Source organism: Vibrio scophthalmi LMG 19158, assembly GCF_000222585.1.
Taxonomy (GTDB): domain Bacteria; phylum Pseudomonadota; class Gammaproteobacteria; order Enterobacterales; family Vibrionaceae; genus Vibrio; species Vibrio scophthalmi.
On the sequence record NZ_AFWE01000073.1, the window covers coordinates 192,486 to 213,109 of the forward strand.

The window sequence follows — 20,624 nt, forward strand, 5'->3', positions numbered from 1 at the left end:
ACTCAATGTTCATGTTCTACTCAATGATCGCGTGATAGCCTTTGCTGCGCAGTTGCTCGGCAAACTGCGCTTTAACGTGAGTTTCACCATGGATTAAGTGGATTGCTTTCGGTGGCGTCGGAATACGTTGAATAAAACCCAGTAGATCCGCTTGGTCAGCGTGTGCGGAATAGCCCGACATGGTATGAACTTGAGCGTTAATCTCGACAGTTTGCTCATCAATGGTGACTTGCTTGTCTCCATTTTGGATTGCCCAACCCAATGTGTTTTGCGCTTGGTAGCCAACTAACAGTACATCGGTGCGCTCATCCGCGAGTAGAGCCTTTAAATAATCCATAATGCGTCCACCTTGACACATGCCCGAAGCGGCAACGACTATCGCCGCTTCGCCTGTTGACGCAAGGCGATTGACTAAGCGTTGATGAGTACGATGATCTTCGACCGTTATGCATTGCTTAAAGGCCAGTGGATGACGTTGTTCTATTAGGCGCTCTTTCGCTTCTTTTCCCCATAGTGCTTTAAAGCGGCGATAAGATTTGGTCACCTTTTGCGCCATCGGTGAATCGAGAATGATTGGCAAGGTCGCTTCAATTTTTTGCTGGTGGATTAACTGCTCAATATCGAACAACAACTCTTGTGTTCGCCCGACACTAAAGGCGGGAATTAAAATAGCGCCACCATCAGCCAGCGAACGCTCAATAATAGCCAATAAGCGCTGCGAGCGAGTTTGAATATCTTCATGAATTTTACCGCCATAGGTAGATTCAATCAGTAAATAATCCGCTCTAGGTGGCGCAACCGGATCGGGTAGCAGTGGTGTATTGCATGGGCCTAAATCACCAGAGAAAACCACCACTTCTTGATTGGGCAGCAACACTTCAACATAAGCGGATCCCAGAATATGGCCTGCATGTTGAAAGCGTGCTTTGAGCGGCTCAGTGGCTTCAGATGCAGATAGATGGTTGCTGGAAGAGGAAGCTAAGGCGGGGAGCGTAAACCACTGATTATAAGCTTGAGGACGCAGTAAACGCGAAATATGGCGTAGGACTCGTTCTGTTTTCTTACTCGATAATCCCAATTGCAATTTCAGACTATCTTCTAACATTAAAGGCACCATTTCGGCCGTGGCTTCGGTGCAATAAATTGGTTGTTTAAAGCCCTTTGCCAATAACCAAGGCAATCGGCCGATGTGATCAATGTGAGCGTGGGTCAGTAACAGAGCTTGGAGATGTTGGGTGGCAAACTCCACCTCCAATGGGCGTTTATCTTGGCCTTGAAACAAACCACAATCGACGAGAATTGCTTGCCCATCCACTTGTAATTCATGGCAAGAACCTGTCACCGTATCTTTCCCCCCGTGGTGAATAAATTTCATACCTTGCCCTCCCAAAAGATGAATATAGCAAGCCTTTGATATCTAAGGCTATCCACCAAACTGCCTTGATTATATAGCTTACACAACTGTCTCTGCGTTAAATGTGAAGCAGTAAAAATAATCATGATGTAAGCGAAAAACCGTCGTTGATTTTTCCTAGAGATACGAGAAGGAAGAAACGAGAGATTAGATACGAGAGATGAGATACGAAAAATGAGAAACGAGAAATGAGAAACGAGAAATGAGAAACGAGAAATGAGAAACGAGAAATGAGAAACGAGAAATGAGGCGTGAGAATAGTTCTGATCTCATGCGGTATTACTCGATGAGGTGACGATAGGATGAGTTGTTATTTTTGGATACCATATCACGTTTCATATCATTACTTGTGTAACAGGATGTGACGACCTTTCAGTAATTAACATCTAAAGTCCTTTTATTACAGTGACTTAATTCTAATCAATGGATGTGATGCTTTTGATAAAAACATTGTTGTTCAAAAAATGTCCGCTGCAATGGTATTTCTGACGCAGCTCACTCTTTCACCTAAGAAATATGCTACGACGGCAAAAAATATTGTGAGAAAAGTTCGTCGTAATACACAAGCGTTCAAAAGCCCATGGTTGAAGAGTCAATCACCATTATATGGGTCAGCACTAAAAAAATAAATTCAGAAAGGTTGTCTATTTTTATCGTTGGAGATGAAATGAAAAATAATAATAACAGCTCGCCATCTTGGCTTACGAGCTTATCTTTACGTACATTATTGCTGTTGCCAGTAGGGATATCGCTACTGGCTTCTGCCGTTGTTTCTTGTTTGATCTTAGTTTTTTTAGAAGAGATGAAACATGGGGTTGAGTATTCAACATCACGCGCTGAACGCGCGGAATCTGCAGCGATGCTGGATAACAATTGGAACAATATCCGCGTTCACACCCGCGATATGATGATGGCCGATACCGACCAATTACGATCAGAACTGATTGGTATTGAGAGTAAAGTTAAAGAGACTCAAGATCTTATCACTAGCCAGTTTATTGCTAATCCTTCGATGTCACAAAGCACCAAAGATGATATGCAACGTGTGCTGGAGAATATGAATGGTTACTCAAAGACGTTGACGACGACGGTTGAGCAATATGAATTGATCCATGAACAGTGGTGGACGCATACGCCGAATATGTGGGCGCCATTATTCGCCATGGTGAATGAGGTGATGGAATACGCAGAAGTTAACGATGATCTTGATGTTGCGGTGTGGCAAAAGCAAGGCGAGCAGTTGGTTAAAAATCTAGACAGTTACTATTCAAGTATGTCGATGAATGTCTTCATGCGTGTTGATGTAAGCCGTGATCAGACACTTGGTTACCTAACCAATGCCGGAAAAATATTAGATGAGTTTGACTGGTTACCTGCGGTGAAAAACTTTAAAGACACCACTTTCCAAGGGTATATCACTTCAACGGATGTTATTTTTGCCGCGCTAGAAGCCGATAAGCAAGCAACCACGACTCGTGTTGAATTTGCTGGTGATATTCGCAGTGCGATTGTCACTGTGATTGAGCGCAACATGCAAATGCTAGGTGAAGCGAACAATACCTCGCTCGCCACGATCAACAAGGTTATCTCAGTTCAAGTGATCTCTTGGATTGTAGCGGCGTTAGTGTCGATTGCTTTCTGTATCTATCTAGTGCGCCACTTTATTCAGATCTTCGGTCAACTGACGGTCACGTTGCAATCGATGGCCAATAAAGATTTCTCAACCAGAACGCACATTAAAGGTAAAAATGAGTTAGCTCGTCTTGCAATGAACGCCGATGAAACCGTCGTGTCGATCAGCCGTGTCATTGATGAAGTGCGTGGGCAGGGCGCTGAAGTCTCAGCCAGCTCAACACAGTTGGCGGCGGTAATGGTGCAAAGCTCTGCCAATGCCCAAGAGCAAAACCTCCAAGTACAACAAATAGCCGCAGCCGTGACCGAAATGTCGACGTCGGCGGGGATTGTAGCCGAGTCAGCGAAACAGACTGAATCGCGTGCGATTATGGCTTACAGCGCGTGTGAAGAAGGTCAATCGTTAGCACAAGAAAATAGCCAACGCGCGAATGATCTAACCGCGCAACTGGGTGAAACCGCTGTGGTGGTTGATAACCTTAAACAGCGTTGTCACAGCATCAGTGAAGTGGCGGAAGTGATCAGTGCCATTTCAGATCAAACCAACTTGTTGGCACTAAACGCAGCGATTGAAGCGGCGCGCGCTGGTGAACTCGGCCGTGGCTTTGCCGTGGTTGCCGATGAAGTTCGCTCACTGGCAGGCAAAACGCAAAACTCGACCGAGCACATCAAATCGATTATCGAAGAGTTACAACGCCAATCGGATACAGCGCAAATTACCGTACAAAGCTGCTTAGAGAAAGTAGACGAAGTGCGCGAAGCATCGAGTGTCGTCGTCGATAAAATTTCGGCAACCCAGCAAGCGGTGGCTGAGATAAATGATAGCTCGACAGAAATGTCGGTGGCGGCAGAGCAGCAATCAAAAGCATCAGAAGAGATCAGTGAGTCGCTGCATGGCATCAAAGACACCATTGCACAGAACATGGCTGGTATTGATGAATCAAGCCAAGCATCGAACTTCTTGTCTGAGTTGGCAGAGCGTCAAAGCAGTCGTTTGAAAGAGTTCCAGCTAGCAGCGATAAACAGCTAAGTTCGACAAAAAAGCCGCTAACGTTTGAGTTAGCGGCTTATTTTTTACGGCTGTTTGGCTTGGGTAAAGCCGCCATATAAATCGGTCCGACGATGACGTAAGTTAGTCACCGCCCCTTCAGTATTAAGCTGCTTGAGTTTAGTTAAATCCACATCGGCAAAAATGATCATCTCAGTATTGGCATTGGCTTCGTTTAAGGTCGCATCATGTGGGAAGTAGATATCCGACGGTGAGAATACCGCCGATTGGGCATATTGAATATCAACGTTATCCACGCGTGGTAAATTCCCTACACTGCCACCAATTGCCACATAACACTCATTTTCGATCGCTCGAGCTTGTGAGCAAATACGTACTCGTTGGTAACCATTTTTGGTGTCGGTCCAAAATGGTACAAAGATGATTTGCACCCCTTCTTCGGCCATCATACGACCAAGTTCAGGAAACTCACTGTCGTAGCAGATTAGAATGCCCACCTTGCCTGCGTCGGTATCAAACACCGTCACTTTATTGCCGCCGTCGATCACCCAATCTTTCTCTTCGTGCGGCGTAATGTGCACCTTGTATTGCGCATCAATCTGTCCATCGCGTTGTAGTAAATAGGCAACGTTGTACAGCTTGTCATCTTCAATCACCGGCATACTGCCAGCGATAATGTTGATGTTGTAGGTTACCGCCATTTGCGAGAATCGATATTTGATTTCCTCGCTAAAGCTGGCCAGAAAACGAATCGCTTCCACCGAGTTTTGATCTTTTTGTAGCCCCATTAATGGCGCATTGAAAAACTCCGGGAAGAGGGCAAAGTCGGCTTTGTAGTTCGCCAGCGACGAGATGAAAAATTCCGCTTGGTCGAGCAGATCTTCCAAATCATTCATCGCACGCATTTGCCACTGCACCACACCGATACGCACTAAGGTTTTTTCAACATCGTGGACAGATTGCACATCCTCTTCGTAGAAGAAGTTATCCCACTCCAACAGTGTCGCGTAGCCCTTAGATGCATCATCTTCAGGGAGGTAATTGCGCATGATGCGTTTTACATCAAAGCCGTTCGCCAGTTGAAAAGAGAGGATCGGATCATGTAACTCGCGGCGTTTTACCTTATCAATATAATCCGCCACGCTCACTTCATTGGCATGCTCGTGGTAATGCGGAATACGCCCACCGGCCAGAATGGCTTTAAAGTTCATGCTACGACACAACTCTTTACGTGCATCATAAAGTCGGCGACCTAAGCGCAAACCGCGATAATCAGGGTGAACGAAAACATCCAAGCCATACATGGCATCACCCGTCACTTGGTTTTGAATGACATTGTTTTCGTTAATGATATCGGTATAGAGATGGGGGAGAGAAAAACGGTTGTAATCGACCTTAATCGTCAGCGCTGCGCCAACAATTTTGCCATTATCTTCAATGCATATTTGTCCATCGGGAAACTGATGGATTAAATCCATGATGGTTAAACGTGGCCAAGAGCCCCCCACATCATGAAAAACTAAATCCATTAACTGAGCCAATTCAGGGTAATCGGTCGGTTCTATCGTTCGTAGTGAAAGCTTTGGCGAATTGCCGTCCATATCAGGTCATCCATTTTACCGTTTCATAGAGTATGGCTGAGAATGCCATAAATAGAATAGAGCAGATATATCGGTGACTCACAGTTTTAAAGCGTCGCCGTAAGCTTTCACGGGTTAATGGTGTGCTTGAAGTGTCGCTAGGGTTTAAGCGTCGAAAACCTCCTTATAGGAGGTCTTGGGCAGGTATTTATTTTTGTCGCGTAATTTTTTGTCGCGCAATCAGATGACGACTGCCTGTTACATCAAATCACGCATCAAGGTTTCATACTCATCATTGGCATTGTCGACCAGAGTTGATAGTTCCAACCCATCTCCGGTGGCTAAACTTAACTGCCACGGCAAGGTTTGTTCTTTACCACAAACATGAATTGCGCCTTGGCTGCATTTAAAAGAGAGATCATCAAACTGGGTGGTATGACGTTCGTTCAGCTCGATAATTTCGACATCAAGCTGACCAATGGGGTTCACTTCAATACGCGCATGCAGGTTCGGGTTATTGGACAAACAGTATTTTCTTTCAATGGCAATCATGACGGCCTCCTTTCGTTGATGATGCTTAGCGCATTAACAGTGTAGACAAGCGAGAGAGGTTGTTGAGCGAAATAAGCTAAAAATTGCTCAGGGGAAAATCAGGCCGCCTTTGCCTTGTCAATGAACGAGAAAGTAGGTGAATGAAAAGCTTGGGAAAAAAGCAAAGCTATCTTTCGCAGATTTTGTGAATTACATCGCTTAATTCTGCGTAATTTATCTACTGTTTTCTCGATAGTGTAGCTAATATCGCTGGCATATTTGTCGTTCAATATTGAGTTGTGTACATAGGTAAAGGTATGAAAATAATAACGAAAACCCTAATGGCCAGCTGCATTGCTTGTGCATGTGCCAGTCTGCCCGTATTGGCTGCTGAAAAAGTCGATCTGATCATCACCAATGCCCAAATCCTACCCATGGATGGTCAACAACGTATCATCGATGACGGTGCGATTGTGGTGAAAGGCAATAAGATTGTTGCCCTAGGTGAGATGAAGATTGCCAGCCAATATGAGGCGAAACGTACCATTGATGCTGGTGGTGATATCGTCATGCCGGGCATGATCAACACACACAACCACATCCCAATGGTCGCGTTTCGTGGCTTGGGAGAAAATGGGGTTGAGAACCGTCTGATCAACTTTATGTTCCCGCTTGAAAAAGAGATGCTTTCGCGTGATTTGATTCGTACCGCCTCTCGTCATGCGGCGATGGAATTAGCATTGTCAGGTGTTACGCTGATCACCGATATGTATTACCACGAAGATGAAGTGGCAAAATCGGTCGCCGAAGTTGGTATTCGCGGCGTGCTAGGTGAGACGGTGATAGGGTTTCCAGTCGTCGATGCCAAACAGCCTTATGGTGGCCTTGAGTACGCAGAAAAATTCATTGATGAGTGGAAAGATCACCCATTAATCACCCCAGCGGTTGCCCCTCATGCGCCTTACACTGTTTCAGCTGAATGGCTGATCAAAGCCAAAGATATCGCGGTAGAAAAACAAGTCCCTTTGCTCACACACCTAGCAGAATTTACTTGGGAAGAGTCAAAAACCGATGCCTTCTCTGAGCAAATGCAGCCAGGCCAATCGGTCATTGAGTATTTGGATTCGATCGGCTTTTTGGTGGACAACTTAGTCGCCGCCCACGTAAACCATCTTGACGAGCAAGATATGGCACTGCTCAAGAAACACGGCGTGGGGATTGCTCATAACCCGAAAGCCAATACCAAAGGCAACAATGGCTATTCGCCATCATGGGATATGGTCAATAAAGGCTTGGATGTGGGATTAGGGACTGATGGGCCGATGTCATCGAATCAAATGGATATCATCAATGTGATGGGTTATGCCGCGGTGGTCGCGCGTACCAACCATGGTGATAATGCTAAATTTACCCCTTATGAGCTGGTGGAGCTGGCCACGATTGGTGGGGCACGTGTACTGGATATGGATGATGAAATTGGCTCGCTAGAAGTGGGCAAAAAAGCCGATATCGTTATCGTGGATACTGATGCACCAAACACCCAGCCAAACTACGATCCCTTTGCGACTCTCGCGTTTTCGGCTTATCCACAAAACGTCACACACACCATTGTTGATGGCAAAGTGATTGTAGCCGACGGTAAGCTAACCACGGTATCGCAACAAGCCCACGATAAAGAGTGGCTACCGGTGACGAAGAAAGTGGGCGAGTTTGCCAAAACACTCAACTAATTAGAATCGGAAGTTAATGAGCGCTTTGAGGTGGAAATGCGATATTTTTCCGCTTTGAAGCGTTTTTTTATTCCCTGCACTTTTTTATCGATATGACGATAAATTCTTACCAGTTTAGCTTAATAGGCGCTGGTTATATTAGGGCGTAGTTGTTAACAACTCTTTTATTTTTCATATATTTATCATAAGTTTTATTTGAGTTCTTTGTCATTAAATGCGATACAAATCTCAAACAGTCCATTATTGAGTTTATATAGTTGTTGCGAATTCTGGCTAACGAATGAGTGACGGATTATGAATAAAATAATGATGGCGATGCTATGTGCATCAGTAATATCGGCTCCAGTCTTTGCTGATAGTAGTGCAAACAGCAACAAAAATAGCCGTGAAGTGAAGAGCGCTTTGAACGGTGTGGCAAATAAGGTGTTTAGTGAAAAAGACGCCCCAGAGTTGACCATTGCGTCGTTTAATATTGCGGCGGGAAAAGTATCATCAGCACAAGATATTGCCCACGCGATAAAAGCGATGGATGCGGATATAGTGGCTTTGCAAGAGGTTGATAAACTCACCGCAAGAAGCGGTAAGGTCGATCAACTAAAAGAGATAGAAAAGATCACAGGTATGCAAGGTGTCTTCTGTCGCGCGATTGATTTTGATGGTGGCGAATATGGCCTAAGTATTCTTTCTAAGTATCCAGTGACATTGGATGAAATCATACAACTGCCATCCGGTCAGCGTGAACAACGTATTGGCTGTATCGGTAATGTTGATGTCCCTAATTTTGCATCGCCAATTACCGTTATCAACACCCACCTTGATACCAAAGAAAACCCACAGGTTCGCTTAGAGCAAATTCGAGAGTTGAATGATAGAACCATGGAAATGCGTGGCATTAAAATTCTGCTTGGCGACATGAATGATGTCTACAGCACGCCGAACATGACCGAAGTAACCAAATACTGGAACCCTGTGACACCATTCAATAATGACCATAGAACTTGGCCAAGTGTTAACCCTGAAATTGGTGTCGACTACATCTTTACCAGTAACGCACAACGTTGGGATATTGAAGAACTCAAAGTGCCGCAAGGTATGGAAGTGTGGTCAGGAGTGAATTGGGCTGAAGTGAGTGATCACTTACCGATCTTTACTAAGCTAACATTGCTTGAGCAATAAGGCTTAACACGAAAGAAAGGCTGCCCTATGGCAGCCTTTCTTTTTACCGATGTGGTGAAACTTATTTTCCCAAGCCACCAAAATAACGACAGCGAATTGGCGATCACTTCAGTGTGCCGATATTGAGCGCATCATTACTGCCGAGGGCTTGATAAGGGCGCAAGCCAAACATGGGCATAATGGAGTAAATATGATCGAAAAGATCCGCCTGAACACCTTCGTAAACCGCCCAATCGACATTGTTACTAAAAGCATAAACCTGTAACGGAATTCCCTCAGAAGTTGGTTGCAACTGGCGCACCATGATTAGCATGTATTGGTGAATATCTTTATTGGCACGCAGATAAGCGGTGAGGTAAGCTCGGAACATGCCTAAATTAGTGATGTGACGCTGATTGGCGACGTCTTGATCTTCTTCATCCAAATCATCGTTGAACTCATTTATGTCGCGCAATTTCTCATAAATATATTGGCGTAGAATACGAATCTTCTTCATATCTTCCACTTCATCTGCACTCATAAAACGGATTGAGGTGACGTCAATATTCACTGAGCGTTCAATGCGGCGGCCGCCAGAATCAGACATGCCTTGCCAGTTGATAAACGCATTTTGCACTAATGCATAAGCAGGCAGCATGCTCACGGTATTATCAAAGTTTCTCACTTTCACCGTGGTGAGCGAGATCTCTTCAACCGTACCATTGGCGCCATAGGCATTCATTTGAATCCAATCGTTCAAGCTGATCATTCGGTTAGCCGAAAGCTGAATACCCGCGACAAAGCCCAATATGGTGTCTTTAAACACCAGCATGACAAAGCCCGTTGCCACCCCTAAACCCGATAAGAAAATAATCGGCGACTCATTGGCAAGAATAGAAACGAACACGACTAAGCCAATAAAGAAGGTGAACAGCTTGATCAGCTGAACAAAGCTTTTGATCGGCATCTTACGGGTAATGCCTTTAAAGGTGGCAATGTCGTTGAGGGCATCTAAAATCGCGAAGATAATCCACACGATCATAAATAAAACCAATGCGCCTAACAGGCGATCAATAATGCCGGAGAGAATGGTGTAGTGCCCAACGGCAATCGGCAGCAAAACATCTAACACCAGAAGGGGAATAAGTAGCGATATTTTTCCTAGCAAGTCGTATTTGGCTAAACTTTCCGCCAGCGGTTTGTTGGTCTTTTGCAGTACATTCTTGACTGAGCGGACGATCAAGTGGTGGGTGATTAAATAGCTCACTCCTGCGACGGCAAGCACGACCAGTGCAAACGCAGTGGTTAACTCAACCCCATAGGGATCGCTGTTAATGCCAACATTAGCCAATTTGGTCGCAATGTAATCGCGAATATGGTGCTCAAGCAAAATAGCATCCTCTATTGTTGTTATTGGTCTAGGAGGGAAAAAGCCCTGCACTCGATGCGATCATCCAAGCGCAAACAAAGCTGTTTTAAAAGTGTAGCTCTAATGCTAACAGACTCACCTGATTTTTGCGTGAGTGTTTGATTGAAATGGTGTTTTTGTGTGGTCTTAGTCGGGATGGCAAAGAAAGACTAGCGCTAGGCATAGCCTTTCTAAACGAATCGTTGTAAATGCTCAGTGTCTGTTGCGTGTATTACGGTTGTCCCTCGGCGGATTGATCGCCTTCGGTCAGTAATGTGTTTAAGCGCTGAAACAGAAAGTCCACATCGGTTTGTAAGTCAAGAATGTGCATTTTCTTATGGCAGTTTGGGCAAAGAGCAATCGTATTGTGAGGCGTATCATCCCCGCTGCGAGATAACCATTGAATATGATGGGTCTCTAAATAAGGTACGCCTTTTGGCGTTGAGAAGGGTGCTTCGTTCATGCATAGCTGGCAAATTCCACTGGCTAGTCGTTTAGCGTGTTCAGTTACCCAAACATTTCGTTCGTATATGGTCGCAGTGGATTTGGTAACGCTTGTCTTTCGTTTTGATTGATAGGCTCGGCGTGCAAGCTCCGCATAGCTTAACTTTTTAGCTCTCTTTTCCTTGATTTGATAAACATGCTGCCTGTCTTCTTCAACAACGAAATGCGCTCCGGATTTTAGTTGTAAAGGAAAGACGTAAACTAACCGAGACTGCCCTGCTTGATCGGGCTGGTATTCACTGTATGGCTTTGCAACTAAGGTAACTTGTCCCGCGTAGGTGTACTGTTTGTCTCGAAACACTTCAAAAAGATGCACCTTTACGTTATTGGTTTGCGAATTAGCGAGTGTTTTATTTTGTGCGAAATCTAAGCTCTGATCGCCAGTCGTTCCCATCCCGGTGTAGTGGAGAATGTCATTTTCCCATCGGTCATCGTAGATAGAGTTAACGTGATTTGAGATCAGCAGCAGCGTGTTAGTCGAATTTGACTTTCGCATCCCTCCTTGAGGGCTGCAACCAAAGAGATCACACAGTTGTTGATTATCAAGTTTTTCGCCGACTTTAAGTTGACCTATATCTTCAATGTTCATGCTTGCTACTGCCGATAACGTTCTGTTATTAAACAAACTTTACAAACAGTTTGTCATGCGGATTTAATATGCAACAAGTGGTTATGTTTATTTTTGAGTAGTCGGTTAGTGAGAGTTTTTTATCGTTTTTACAAAAGGATTTTGTAAGTGGACCTGCATGAAAATTTGGATCGAGAAATGTAGCGAAAGGTACGAATAGGAGAGGAGGGATATAATGGTATTTGCATTGTTCAGACAAACAAAAAGGGCCAACTCTTGCGAGTTGGCCCTTTCCAAACGTTTGGTGGAGCTGGCGGGAGTTGAACCCGCGTCCGAAAACCTTTCATCATTGGTACTACATGCTTAGTCGATCTTTAATTTCACCACCCACCTGCGAACCGACACGCTAGTAAATGGCTATCCTGAATTATAATTCGAACTTCATCTCTCAGGCGGGAGAATCCGATCTAGCTAGTTTGGGTTTGACTCTTTGTTGTTCCCCGTCTTACAAGCGGAAGCTAGGGCAAAGAGGCTCTTGGCAGGTTATTAAGCTGCTAGTGCGTAGTTTTCGTCGTTTGCGACTATTTTTTTGCGGTTTATTAACGAGGCCTACCGCACCTCGGCATGCACCTCAGACTTCTGAATTCCCGTCGAATCCTAAATCAGCCCCAAGTGTTTGAAGCATAGTATCAGAAAAGCTAGGCCTGTCTAGTACTCTGCGTCTAAGTGGTCAAGTTTAACGCAATGAGCTCTTCATTACGCGCGATTTCTCACGAGCCCAATCTTTTTCTTTTTGATCAGTACGTTTGTCATGAAGTTTTTTACCTTTGGCTACGCCAATCTTAATCTTCACCCAAGAGTGAGACCAGTAAAGTGCGAGTGCCGCCAAAGTCATACCTTCACGGTTGATTCTGCCAGTTAGGTTATCGAGTTCACGGCGGCTCATTAGGAGCTTACGAACGCGAGTAGGGTTCGCGACAACGTGAGTCGATGCTTGATTAAGAGGAGTGATCGTCATTCCGCTGACAAAGGCTTCACCGTCACGCATATACACATAGCTTTCTGCGATATTAGCTTTACCTTGGCGAAGGGCTTTCACTTCCCAGCCTTGTAGCTCCAAGCCAGCTTCAATTTCATCATCAATGAAGTATTCGTGGCGAGCTTTCTTGTTAAGCGCGATGGTATTGCTACCCGCTTTTTGTTTTGTTTTTTTCTTTGCCATAATAGCTGCATTATACGGTGCACAGTGGGGTTAGCATATCCCTTTATTTGCGCTCACCGCAAATAAAAGTAAAATTGCTACGAACATACGTTTTGAATGTTCGTCTTGAGGAGATTATATGAAGCAAGTCAGCCGTTCTGCGTTGGTATCATTTAGTGCAGAGCAGATGTTTGATCTGGTGAACGATGTGGCTCGTTACCCAGAGTTTTTACCCGGATGTTCTGGATCGCGCATTCTTGAATCAAGCGTGTCGGGTATGGTTGCTTCGGTCGATGTTTCTAAAGCCGGAATAAGCAAAACCTTTACCACGTCTAATGAGTTAGTCGCAGGTGAGGCAATTTTGATGAGCTTGGTTGATGGCCCGTTTAAAACCCTGAAAGGGGGGTGGTTCTTCACTCCGTTAGATGAGCAAGCCTGCAAAGTGGAACTTAAACTTGAGTTTGAGTTTTCGAGTAAGATGATTGAAATTGCTTTTGGTAAGATATTCAATGAGTTGACCGGTAATATGGTGAGTTCATTTACCAAACGTGCCAAACAGGTGTACGAGTGTTATGAGTATTGAGTCGGAAATGATCCACGTTGAGGTGGTTTACGCACTGCCACAAGAGCAGCGTGTGTTTACGCTTGTGGTGAATAAGTCGATGATCGTTGAAGATATTATCGCGCAATCTGGCGTGTTAGAGCTTTATCCTGAGATCGATTTAAAACAGAACAAGGTGGGTGTATTTAGCCGTAATGTTCGTTTAGATGCTTTAGTTCGTGATGGCGATCGTATTGAGATTTATCGCCCATTACTCGCAGATCCTAAAGAGATCCGTCGTAAGCGTGCTGAGCAAGCAAAGGCGTCGGGCGTTGCTGATCCTGTGACAGGTGGCAAACCAAACTTGATGCGTAAAACAGACTAATTCCCATCTGTTTCAAGACGATGTGACAAATAAAAAAGCTCGCCAATGGCGAGCTTTTTAGATTCTACGGTTTGGTTAGTTGATGCTTTCAAAAAAAGCGCCGCTAACTGGGAAGTCTCCAGTTACTTCAACTAGGCGTCCTTGGTCGTCAAAGTTTGCGATCAAGTCATGCTGGATTGGAGCGTCATGGCCCTTCGTATGAAGGTAAATGTAATACCAAGTGTTCGGGTATCCATTTTCGACCAGCATTGGCGAACCTAGCACGTAACGTACCTGTTCTTTACTCATACCAAACTTTAATTGATCTACCGCTGATTGCTCGACGTAGTTACCTTGGTTGATATCAATGCGATAAACCAATTTTTCTAATAGTGAACAACCCGTCAGCATTGTCATGGCGAGCGGTACTATGATAAGCCACTTTTTCAATTGCATACTCAAATTCTTGTAACTATCCATTTTAAACTGCGCTGATAATAAACAAGCTTGGCCTTAATGTAAAAAACTCATCTTGTTTTGAATAAGTTCAGACCGTGATTTTTGAGTTAGGTTGCAAAGTCGATACGTATTTTACGAAAAAACTGCGATTAAGCGGCAATCAGTAGTTCACGAGCATTGGCCAGTGTTGATTCAGTGATCTGGCTGCCGCCAAGCAATCGCGCCAATTCTGCGACGCGTTTTTCTTCACATAGCGGGTGCATTTGCGTTTCGGTTTTGCCTGCTTTGGTCTGTTTAGCAACAAACAGCTGCTGGTGGCCACAACCGGCAACTTGCGGTAAGTGGGTAACACACATCACTTGAGTCGACTCACCCAATTTACGCAGCATTTTGCCCACCACAGCCGCTGTTGGGCCGCTGATACCCACATCAACTTCATCGAAAATTAGGCTTGGTGTATCCACTTTTTGCGCGGTGATCACTTGGATAGCCAATGAAATACGCGACAGTTCACCACCAGAGGCGACTTTGGCGATTGGTTGCATCGGTTGACCCGGGTTGGTTGAAACCACAAAGCAGACGCTATCTAGGCCTAATGGTGATGGGTGCGTACCTTGGCTATTCACGTCTATGCTAAATTGCGCTTTTTCCATGCTCAGTTCATGCATGCTGGCGGTGATCAATTTATTCAGCTCTTTGGCATAACGGCAACGAGATTTACTGAGTTTTTCGGCGCTGGCACCAAAGGCTTGATATTTGGTTTCTACATCTTGTGCAAGCTCTTCGAGTTTTTCATCTGAGCAATCAAGCTGTTCGATTTGCGCGAGCAAATCTTGGTGATGGCGGTAGAGCTCGTCAGGCAACACGTGGTGTTTGCGTGAAATCGACATCACTTTTGAAAAACGCTCTTCGACAAAAGCCATACGCGCGGGATCAACATCAATGCTGTCAAGGTAGCTACGCAGTTCGTTGTTGGTCTCTTCTATCTGGATGATCGCTTCTGACAGCATGTTAGGCAGTTCTGCCAATTGCTCGTCAAGTTCTGCCAGTTGAATTAGGGACTGATTGGCTGATTGCAAAATACTAAGCGCATTAATTTCTTCGCCTTCGTATATAAGTTCGATGGCTTGCTGACAGGTACTGGCAAGATCACCGCTATTGGACAGTCGTTTATGTTCTTGTTCGAGTTGTTCATATTCTTCCTCGCCAAGAGAGAGTTCGTTAAGCTCTTTAATTTGGTATTCAAGTAACTGCTTTTGCGCCTGATTTTGCGCGCTATTTTCACGTAGTTGCTTGAGGCTGTTATCCGCCTGACGCCAAGTTTGGTAAGCGTTGCGGGTGTTTTTCAGCAAGTTAAGGTGTCCGGCGTATTGATCAAGCATCGCCAACTGATAATCACTTTTCATCAACTGGTGGTGTGCGTGTTGGCCGTGGATATTAATCAGCAATTGCCCAAGAGATTTGAGTTGCGAAAGGGGAACCGGGCTGCCGTTAATAAACGCGCGCGAGCGACCATCTTTGGTAATGGTGCGGCGCAATATGCAGTCATTGCCATCTAACAGTTCGTTATCTTCTAGCCAGCGCATGGCATGGACGTTGTTCTCCAATGAAAAAGCCGCACTCACTTCGGTTTTTTCTTCACCTTGTCGCACCATGCCTGCTTCAGCGCGACCGCCAAGACAAAGGCCAAGTGCATCAATAGCGATAGATTTACCCGCACCCGTTTCACCGGTGATGGTGGTCATTCCTTTGGAGAGCTCTAGCTGCAAAGATTTAACAATAGCGAAATTATTAACACTTAGATGAGCCAGCATTTTGATTACCTGTTTAAATGAACAACACTGTATATAACGTCAGTATATACTGTTTCTTTATACAGTAAAGTCACCGGTGAAAAAATTTTTGTGAACAAGATCAGGATGCTGTGAAAAGAGAGAGGCGGGAGAGAGCAGAGATGCGAGAGAGAGCAGAGATGCGAGAGTCGAGAAATCGAGAAGCGAGAAAGATGCGAGAATGGAGAAACGAGAAAAGATTCCCGACTCGCTCGTACCTCGCTCTCGAGAATGACGGTGGTGGGCGGATTGAGAAGCGAGAGGTTTGAGCAGAGAAATCGAGAGGCGAGAATGGGGAAACGAGAAAAAGATTCCCGACTCGCTCGTACCTCGCTCTCGAGAATGACGGTGGTGGGTGAATCGAGAAGCGAGAGGTTAGGTAGATAAATTGAGAGGGGAAAAGCGGAGTTACGCTGCTTATCGCTAAACGGTCATTCCCTACAGCGACGTAGTCGCGTGGTAGGGAATCTAGCTTTTGGAGGAACCAAAGCGGGGTTAGAACAGTTTGCTTGACCAGCCGAGCTTGCTACGCAGTACGTGGTAGTAGCTGTAGTCTTTTGGATGAATCAAGGTCAACATATTTGGGCTTTGGTAGATATGAATTTCATCACCTGGAGAAACCGGTAAAGAGACCTGCCCATCGCAGCTTACTTCTTGGGTGCCGCGGTTATCCGGCGAAACAATCAGTTTGATGCGGCGTTTGCTATCGACCACTAACGGGCGGCTTGAAAGCGTATGTGGGAACATAGGCACTAACGAAATTGCATTTAAGCTAGGCGAGAGGATCGGGCCGCCGCCGGAAAGTGAATACGCGGTCGAGCCAGTTGGCGTCGCAATGATCAAACCGTCAGAGCGCTGAGAAAAGGCGAACGTATCATCAATATAGACTTCAAATTCAATCATTCGCGCTACTTGTCCTGGGTGAAGGACAGCTTCGTTTAAGGCCGCGTTATGACTTTTGATTTGCTTGTGTCGATGGATCTCTGTTTCAAGTAAGAAGCGCTCTTCTTCAATGTATTCGCCATCCAATACTGCTTTAAGCGTAGAATGGAAATCCTCTGGATTGAGATCGGTTAAGAAGCCCAGATTGCCACGGTTGACACCAATCACACGGATATCAAAGCGTGAAAGCACACGTGCTGCGCCCAGCATGTTGCCATCACCACCCACGACGATCGCAAGATCTGCTGCTTTGCCTAATTGAATTAAACTGGCAAAATGTTCTTGAGGTACATCGTCAAGAATTTCGCTCAATCTATCATCAATGTATACGCGATAACCTTGTTCCATTAGCCAGTCATACAATTCTTTATGAGTTTGAATTGCCTGCTGATCTCTAGGTTTTCCAATGATGGCGATCACTTCAAAAGGTTTTTTCATAGCTTTTCCGACCGAAATGGGCTTGAATCGATAATCTTCATCCCCATAATAATGGCAAGTGCGCTAAATATGCGAGTTTTTGTGTAGTTAACGGCGAATAATCGTGACGTGTAGGTTGCACAAAACGTTGAATTCTGGAGATATCATGAGCAACGAAGACAAAAAAATCCAAGAAGAAGAACTACAGCAGCAACAAAACGCAGCGCAAGCTGACGTTGAAGCAGTTGGTACAGACGCAGATATCGAATGGAACGAAGGAACTGCGCTAGAAGAGCAAGAAGCGAAAATTGCTCAACTAGAGGCGGCGTTACTTTCAAGTGAAGCGAAAATCAAAGAGCAGCAAGATGGTGTACTTCGTGCGAAAGCAGAAGTTGAAAACATGCGTCGTCGTGCTGAGCAAGAAGTTGATAAAGCGCGTAAATACGCTCTGAACAAGTTTGCTGAAGAACTGCTTCCAGTAATCGATAACCTTGAACGCGCTATCGCAGCAGCAGATGCTGAGAACGAAGCCGTTAAGCCGCTATTCGAAGGTGTTGAGCTAACGCACAAAACATTCGTTGATACACTAGCGAAGTTTGGTCTAAAAGAGATCAACCCTGAAGGTGAAGCGTTCAATCCTGAATACCATCAAGCGATGTCAATTCAAGAAAGCCCTGATCATGCATCAAACACTGTGATGTTTGTAATGCAAAAAGGTTATGAGCTAAACGGTCGTGTAGTTCGCCCTGCAATGGTAATGGTTGCGAAATAACGCCCATACCATTGAGTAAAAATTTGAAACGCCCTTTCTTTTGGAAGGGCGTTTTTTTATGTCCCAAGTTCACACTTTTGTCATTTTTATCGCAAGCGAGTTGAGCATTTTTCGGTGAAGAAGATGAAATTTATCTGCATGAATAGTGAGTGTGCTGATTCATGAATGATTAAAAGGAGTAGATTAAATTCAGCAAATTAGAAGGAGATTGTTGTGGCGGTCAAAAAATAAATAGGCACTCTAGGTGAGCAAATATGCGTGCTCTATGTACTCAGATGTCTATAGGATGAACAAGCATTGCTTGGTGATAAAAATGTAAATAGAGTCTTTTAATTGTTAATTTGCTGTGTATTATCCGTGTTGCTCGTCACAAATGACGGGATTTATAAAAATAAAAATATCAGCAAACACACAACATTTGGGAGATTTAGAATGGATAAATCGCTTTCAAGTAAGATTTTTATCGGCTTGTTTTCTGGCTTGCTGCTGGGAACGGCGATTCAGTACTTATTTAGCGGTATCGCGATTTTTGATACGTACTTACTCGGCACTGCTGAAGGTGTCGGTGGGATGTTTGTTTCATTGATCAAGTTACTCGTCGTGCCTTTGGTTTACGTGTCGATCGTTTGCGGAATTGTTGAATTAAAAGATATTCGCTCTTTTGGTCGTCTCGGTGGCAAAACTTTTGCTCTTTACATTTTTAACACCGTGATTGCGATTGTAGCGGCCTTGAGTGTGGCAATGATTGTTCAGCCCGGCGCAGGTGCTCATTTAGCGGGCACGATCTCAGATGCCGTGGCACTGAAATCGACCGAAACCCCCGATATTTTCTCGATGGTGACTAACATCGTGCCAAGCAATCCGGTTCAAGCCTTTGCCGATGGCGATATGCTGCAAATCATCTTTATGGCAATTTTGACAGGTCTTGCCATTCAAGCTCTGGATGAAAAAGGTGGCCCTGCGGTCAAAACCTTTAACGTTGCTAACGCGATTATGATGAAGTTGATCGGCTTGGTGATGAGCCTAGCGCCTTACGGTGTCTTTGCGCTAATGATCCAACTTGGCGCAACACTGAATGCGAATACGCTCGCTTCGGTAGCGGGTTACGTTGCGCTGGTGGTTAGCATGTTGGTGTTGTGGATCTTTGTTGTCTATCCGCTGGCTGTGCAACTGTTTACTGGTATTTCAGCGCGTGAGTTCTCACGTAAAACCCGTGAGCAAGTGTTGTTCTCATTATCGACGGCCAGCTCGAATGCGACTATTCCCGTTACGATGCGCACGTTGACGGATAAGCTGAACGTGTCAAAGTCGGTGGCAGGTTTTGGTGTACCACTAGGTGCAACCATGAACATGGCCGGCGCTTCTATCTACATCGCGATTGCTGCGGTTTTTTGTGCCAATGCGTTTGGTCAGCCGATTGATGTGACGGACTTAGTTACGCTTGGCTTTACGGTGTTATTGCTATCGATTGGCGCGGGTGGTGTACCGGGCGGCGGTGTGGTGATGGTTGGTGTGATTTTGCACCAATTAGGTCTTCCACCAGAAGGTTTGGCGATTGTTGCCGCCGTTGACCGTATCAACGACATGTTCTGTACCGCATCCAATGTCGTTGGTGACACGGCAGTGAATACCATTGTGGCGAAGTCCGAGGGTGAGATTGGCCTCACCGCTGAAGCGATGGAAGCTGAGCTTGCTGCGAATAACGCGTAAGTAATTGGATTGGTTATTAGAAAGCGAGCCCAAGTGGCTCGTTTTTTTTGATTCAGACAGTTTTTAGAGAAGAGAAAAAGAGCGAGATTCCCGACTCAGTCGTTCCTCCTTCTCGAGAATGACGGTTTAGGGTTGGTCGAAACTATGATTTAGCTCTAGCTTCGGTCATTCCTGATAGCCTCGTAGAGGCGTGGTCGGGATTCTGAGTGGTATTCCGGTATACGCTTCCCGACTCAGTCGTTCCTCCCTTCTCGAGAATGACGGTTTAGGCTTGGTCGAAACTATGATTTAGCTCTAGCTTCGGTCATTCCCGATAGCCTCGTAGAGGCGTAGTCGTGAATCTAAGTGACATCACACTTGATCATGAATATTTCATACTCACATCAGAACCAATTAGATAATTCTAGGAATTATTTTCGAACGGATTCGACAACTTGAAACAGCCTTCAATTTACTTATTGACGAATTATTCTCGGAGTACGTTGTACATCGGCGTCACGGGGCGCTTAAAAGAGAGGGTTTGGCAGCATAAAAATGGTACATGCGAAGGCTTTACTAACAAATATGGTGTGCATTACTTGGTTTATTACGAGTTACACCAGAGCTTTCGAACCGCGATTGAAAGAGAAAAAAAGTTAAAGAAATGGAAGAGAGCTTGGAAGGAAAGATTAATTAGTGAATTTAATCCAACATGGCGAGATCTGTATGATGAAATATAAGATTCCCGACTCAGTCGTTCCTCCTTCTCGAGAATGACGGTTTTGTATTGGTCGCTACTATGGTTCAGTTCTAGCTTCGGTCATTCCTGAGATAGCCTAGTAGAGGCGTGGTCAGGAATCTGATTGGTATTCCGGC

General features: G+C 45.0%; 17 protein-coding genes and 1 other RNA gene. 8 read left to right on the forward strand and 10 right to left on the reverse strand.

What is annotated here, in order from left to right; all coding sequences use genetic code 11:
* Positions 1-16: 16 nt before the first annotated feature.
* On the reverse strand, positions 17-1,375 hold the full coding sequence (locus RH88_RS06200) for an MBL fold metallo-hydrolase RNA specificity domain-containing protein (protein ID WP_005594240.1): 1,359 nt from the start codon (positions 1,373-1,375) through the stop codon (positions 17-19).
* Positions 1,376-2,081: 706 nt separating this feature from the next.
* Here RH88_RS06200 and RH88_RS06205 point away from each other — a divergent pair.
* Positions 2,082-4,076 carry a methyl-accepting chemotaxis protein gene (locus RH88_RS06205; protein WP_005594241.1) on the forward strand — a complete coding sequence of 665 codons (1,995 nt, stop codon included), beginning with the start codon at positions 2,082-2,084 and terminating at the stop codon, positions 4,074-4,076.
* Between the two features lie 44 nt (positions 4,077-4,120).
* Here the strand turns inward: RH88_RS06205 and RH88_RS06210 are convergent, their stop codons facing one another.
* Both RH88_RS06210 and RH88_RS06215 read right to left on the reverse strand, forming a co-directional pair.
* Entirely contained in the window at positions 4,121-5,656 is a 1,536-nt protein-coding gene (locus RH88_RS06210; RefSeq protein ID WP_005594243.1) for a bifunctional GNAT family N-acetyltransferase/carbon-nitrogen hydrolase family protein, read from the reverse strand.
* A 237-nt stretch (positions 5,657-5,893) separates the two neighbouring features.
* Positions 5,894-6,187: a hypothetical protein gene (locus RH88_RS06215; RefSeq protein ID WP_005594245.1), complete on the reverse strand. Its 294-nt coding sequence runs from the start codon at positions 6,185-6,187 to the stop codon at positions 5,894-5,896.
* A 296-nt stretch (positions 6,188-6,483) separates the two neighbouring features.
* Here RH88_RS06215 and RH88_RS06220 point away from each other — a divergent pair, with 296 nt between their 5' ends.
* Together RH88_RS06220 and RH88_RS06225 are read left to right on the forward strand one after the other, a co-directional pair.
* A complete protein-coding gene (locus RH88_RS06220) occupies positions 6,484-7,896 on the forward strand; it encodes an amidohydrolase family protein (protein ID WP_040757856.1) in 1,413 nt (470 codons plus the stop codon).
* 294 nt (positions 7,897-8,190) lie between these two features.
* Complete coding sequence (locus RH88_RS06225) at positions 8,191-9,072, forward strand: endonuclease/exonuclease/phosphatase family protein (RefSeq protein ID WP_005594248.1); 882 nt, start codon at positions 8,191-8,193, stop codon at positions 9,070-9,072.
* A 103-nt stretch (positions 9,073-9,175) separates the two neighbouring features.
* On the opposite strand, the gene RH88_RS06230 is transcribed toward RH88_RS06225, so the two are convergent.
* The 4 genes from RH88_RS06230 to smpB all read right to left on the reverse strand — a co-directional run bounded on the left by RH88_RS06230 (position 9,176) and on the right by smpB (position 12,753).
* Positions 9,176-10,441: a mechanosensitive ion channel family protein gene (locus RH88_RS06230; protein WP_005594250.1), complete on the reverse strand. Its 1,266-nt coding sequence runs from the start codon at positions 10,439-10,441 to the stop codon at positions 9,176-9,178.
* Positions 10,442-10,691: 250 nt separating this feature from the next.
* The gene (locus RH88_RS06235) at positions 10,692-11,552 is read right to left on the reverse strand and encodes an HNH endonuclease (RefSeq protein WP_005594252.1); all 861 of its coding nucleotides are present in this window, start codon (positions 11,550-11,552) and stop codon (positions 10,692-10,694) included.
* 281 nt (positions 11,553-11,833) lie between these two features.
* Positions 11,834-12,201: a transfer-messenger RNA gene (ssrA, locus tag RH88_RS22875) on the reverse strand.
* Between the two features lie 66 nt (positions 12,202-12,267).
* The gene (smpB, locus tag RH88_RS06240; RefSeq protein ID WP_005594253.1) at positions 12,268-12,753 is read right to left on the reverse strand and encodes an SsrA-binding protein SmpB; all 486 of its coding nucleotides are present in this window, start codon (positions 12,751-12,753) and stop codon (positions 12,268-12,270) included.
* 118 nt (positions 12,754-12,871) lie between these two features.
* Here smpB and RH88_RS06245 point away from each other — a divergent pair, with 118 nt between their 5' ends.
* On the forward strand, positions 12,872-13,315 hold the full coding sequence (locus RH88_RS06245; protein WP_005594255.1) for an SRPBCC family protein: 444 nt from the start codon (positions 12,872-12,874) through the stop codon (positions 13,313-13,315).
* Complete coding sequence (locus RH88_RS06250; RefSeq protein ID WP_005594256.1) at positions 13,305-13,658, forward strand: RnfH family protein; 354 nt, start codon at positions 13,305-13,307, stop codon at positions 13,656-13,658. The genes RH88_RS06245 and RH88_RS06250 overlap by 11 nt, the downstream gene beginning before the upstream one ends.
* A 75-nt stretch (positions 13,659-13,733) precedes the next feature.
* Here the strand turns inward: RH88_RS06250 and bamE are convergent, their stop codons facing one another.
* The 3 genes from bamE to nadK form a co-directional block, all read right to left on the reverse strand.
* Positions 13,734-14,093: an outer membrane protein assembly factor BamE gene (bamE, locus tag RH88_RS06255; RefSeq protein WP_005594257.1), complete on the reverse strand. Its 360-nt coding sequence runs from the start codon at positions 14,091-14,093 to the stop codon at positions 13,734-13,736.
* Positions 14,094-14,245: 152 nt separating this feature from the next.
* On the reverse strand, positions 14,246-15,910 hold the full coding sequence (gene recN, locus RH88_RS06260) for a DNA repair protein RecN (protein ID WP_005594259.1): 1,665 nt from the start codon (positions 15,908-15,910) through the stop codon (positions 14,246-14,248).
* A 513-nt stretch (positions 15,911-16,423) separates the two neighbouring features.
* The gene (gene nadK, locus RH88_RS06265; RefSeq protein ID WP_005594261.1) at positions 16,424-17,308 is read right to left on the reverse strand and encodes an NAD(+) kinase; all 885 of its coding nucleotides are present in this window, start codon (positions 17,306-17,308) and stop codon (positions 16,424-16,426) included.
* Between the two features lie 145 nt (positions 17,309-17,453).
* On the opposite strand from nadK, the gene grpE reads away from it, so the two are divergent.
* From grpE to RH88_RS06280, 3 genes are all read left to right on the forward strand, one after another.
* Positions 17,454-18,059: a nucleotide exchange factor GrpE gene (gene grpE / locus RH88_RS06270; protein WP_005594264.1), complete on the forward strand. Its 606-nt coding sequence runs from the start codon at positions 17,454-17,456 to the stop codon at positions 18,057-18,059.
* Between the two features lie 432 nt (positions 18,060-18,491).
* Positions 18,492-19,769, forward strand: a complete 1,278-nt coding sequence (locus RH88_RS06275; protein WP_005594266.1) for a dicarboxylate/amino acid:cation symporter — start codon at positions 18,492-18,494, stop codon at positions 19,767-19,769.
* Positions 19,770-20,227: 458 nt separating this feature from the next.
* Complete coding sequence (locus RH88_RS06280) at positions 20,228-20,488, forward strand: GIY-YIG nuclease family protein (RefSeq protein ID WP_338131493.1); 261 nt, start codon at positions 20,228-20,230, stop codon at positions 20,486-20,488.
* Positions 20,489-20,624 lie beyond the last annotated feature (136 nt).

What these genes read in the sequence shown, in the direction of transcription:
- RH88_RS06275 (WP_005594266.1), top strand. Translation starts at nt 18,492, where the DNA reads ATGGATAAATCGCTTTCAAGTAAGATTTTTATCGGCTTGTTTTCTGGC.
- RH88_RS06200 (WP_005594240.1), bottom strand. Translation starts at nt 1,375, where the DNA reads ATGAAATTTATTCACCACGGGGGGAAAGATACGGTGACAGGTTCTTGC.
- nadK (WP_005594261.1), bottom strand. Translation starts at nt 17,308, where the DNA reads ATGAAAAAACCTTTTGAAGTGATCGCCATCATTGGAAAACCTAGAGAT.
- RH88_RS06235 (WP_005594252.1), bottom strand. Translation starts at nt 11,552, where the DNA reads ATGAACATTGAAGATATAGGTCAACTTAAAGTCGGCGAAAAACTTGAT.
- RH88_RS06220 (WP_040757856.1), top strand. Translation starts at nt 6,484, where the DNA reads ATGAAAATAATAACGAAAACCCTAATGGCCAGCTGCATTGCTTGTGCA.
- RH88_RS06250 (WP_005594256.1), top strand. Translation starts at nt 13,305, where the DNA reads ATGAGTATTGAGTCGGAAATGATCCACGTTGAGGTGGTTTACGCACTG.
- RH88_RS06225 (WP_005594248.1), top strand. Translation starts at nt 8,191, where the DNA reads ATGAATAAAATAATGATGGCGATGCTATGTGCATCAGTAATATCGGCT.
- RH88_RS06245 (WP_005594255.1), top strand. Translation starts at nt 12,872, where the DNA reads ATGAAGCAAGTCAGCCGTTCTGCGTTGGTATCATTTAGTGCAGAGCAG.
- bamE (WP_005594257.1), bottom strand. Translation starts at nt 14,093, where the DNA reads ATGCAATTGAAAAAGTGGCTTATCATAGTACCGCTCGCCATGACAATG.
- grpE (WP_005594264.1), top strand. Translation starts at nt 17,454, where the DNA reads ATGAGCAACGAAGACAAAAAAATCCAAGAAGAAGAACTACAGCAGCAA.
- RH88_RS06215 (WP_005594245.1), bottom strand. Translation starts at nt 6,187, where the DNA reads ATGATTGCCATTGAAAGAAAATACTGTTTGTCCAATAACCCGAACCTG.
- RH88_RS06205 (WP_005594241.1), top strand. Translation starts at nt 2,082, where the DNA reads ATGAAAAATAATAATAACAGCTCGCCATCTTGGCTTACGAGCTTATCT.
- smpB (WP_005594253.1), bottom strand. Translation starts at nt 12,753, where the DNA reads ATGGCAAAGAAAAAAACAAAACAAAAAGCGGGTAGCAATACCATCGCG.
- recN (WP_005594259.1), bottom strand. Translation starts at nt 15,910, where the DNA reads ATGCTGGCTCATCTAAGTGTTAATAATTTCGCTATTGTTAAATCTTTG.
- RH88_RS06210 (WP_005594243.1), bottom strand. Translation starts at nt 5,656, where the DNA reads ATGGACGGCAATTCGCCAAAGCTTTCACTACGAACGATAGAACCGACC.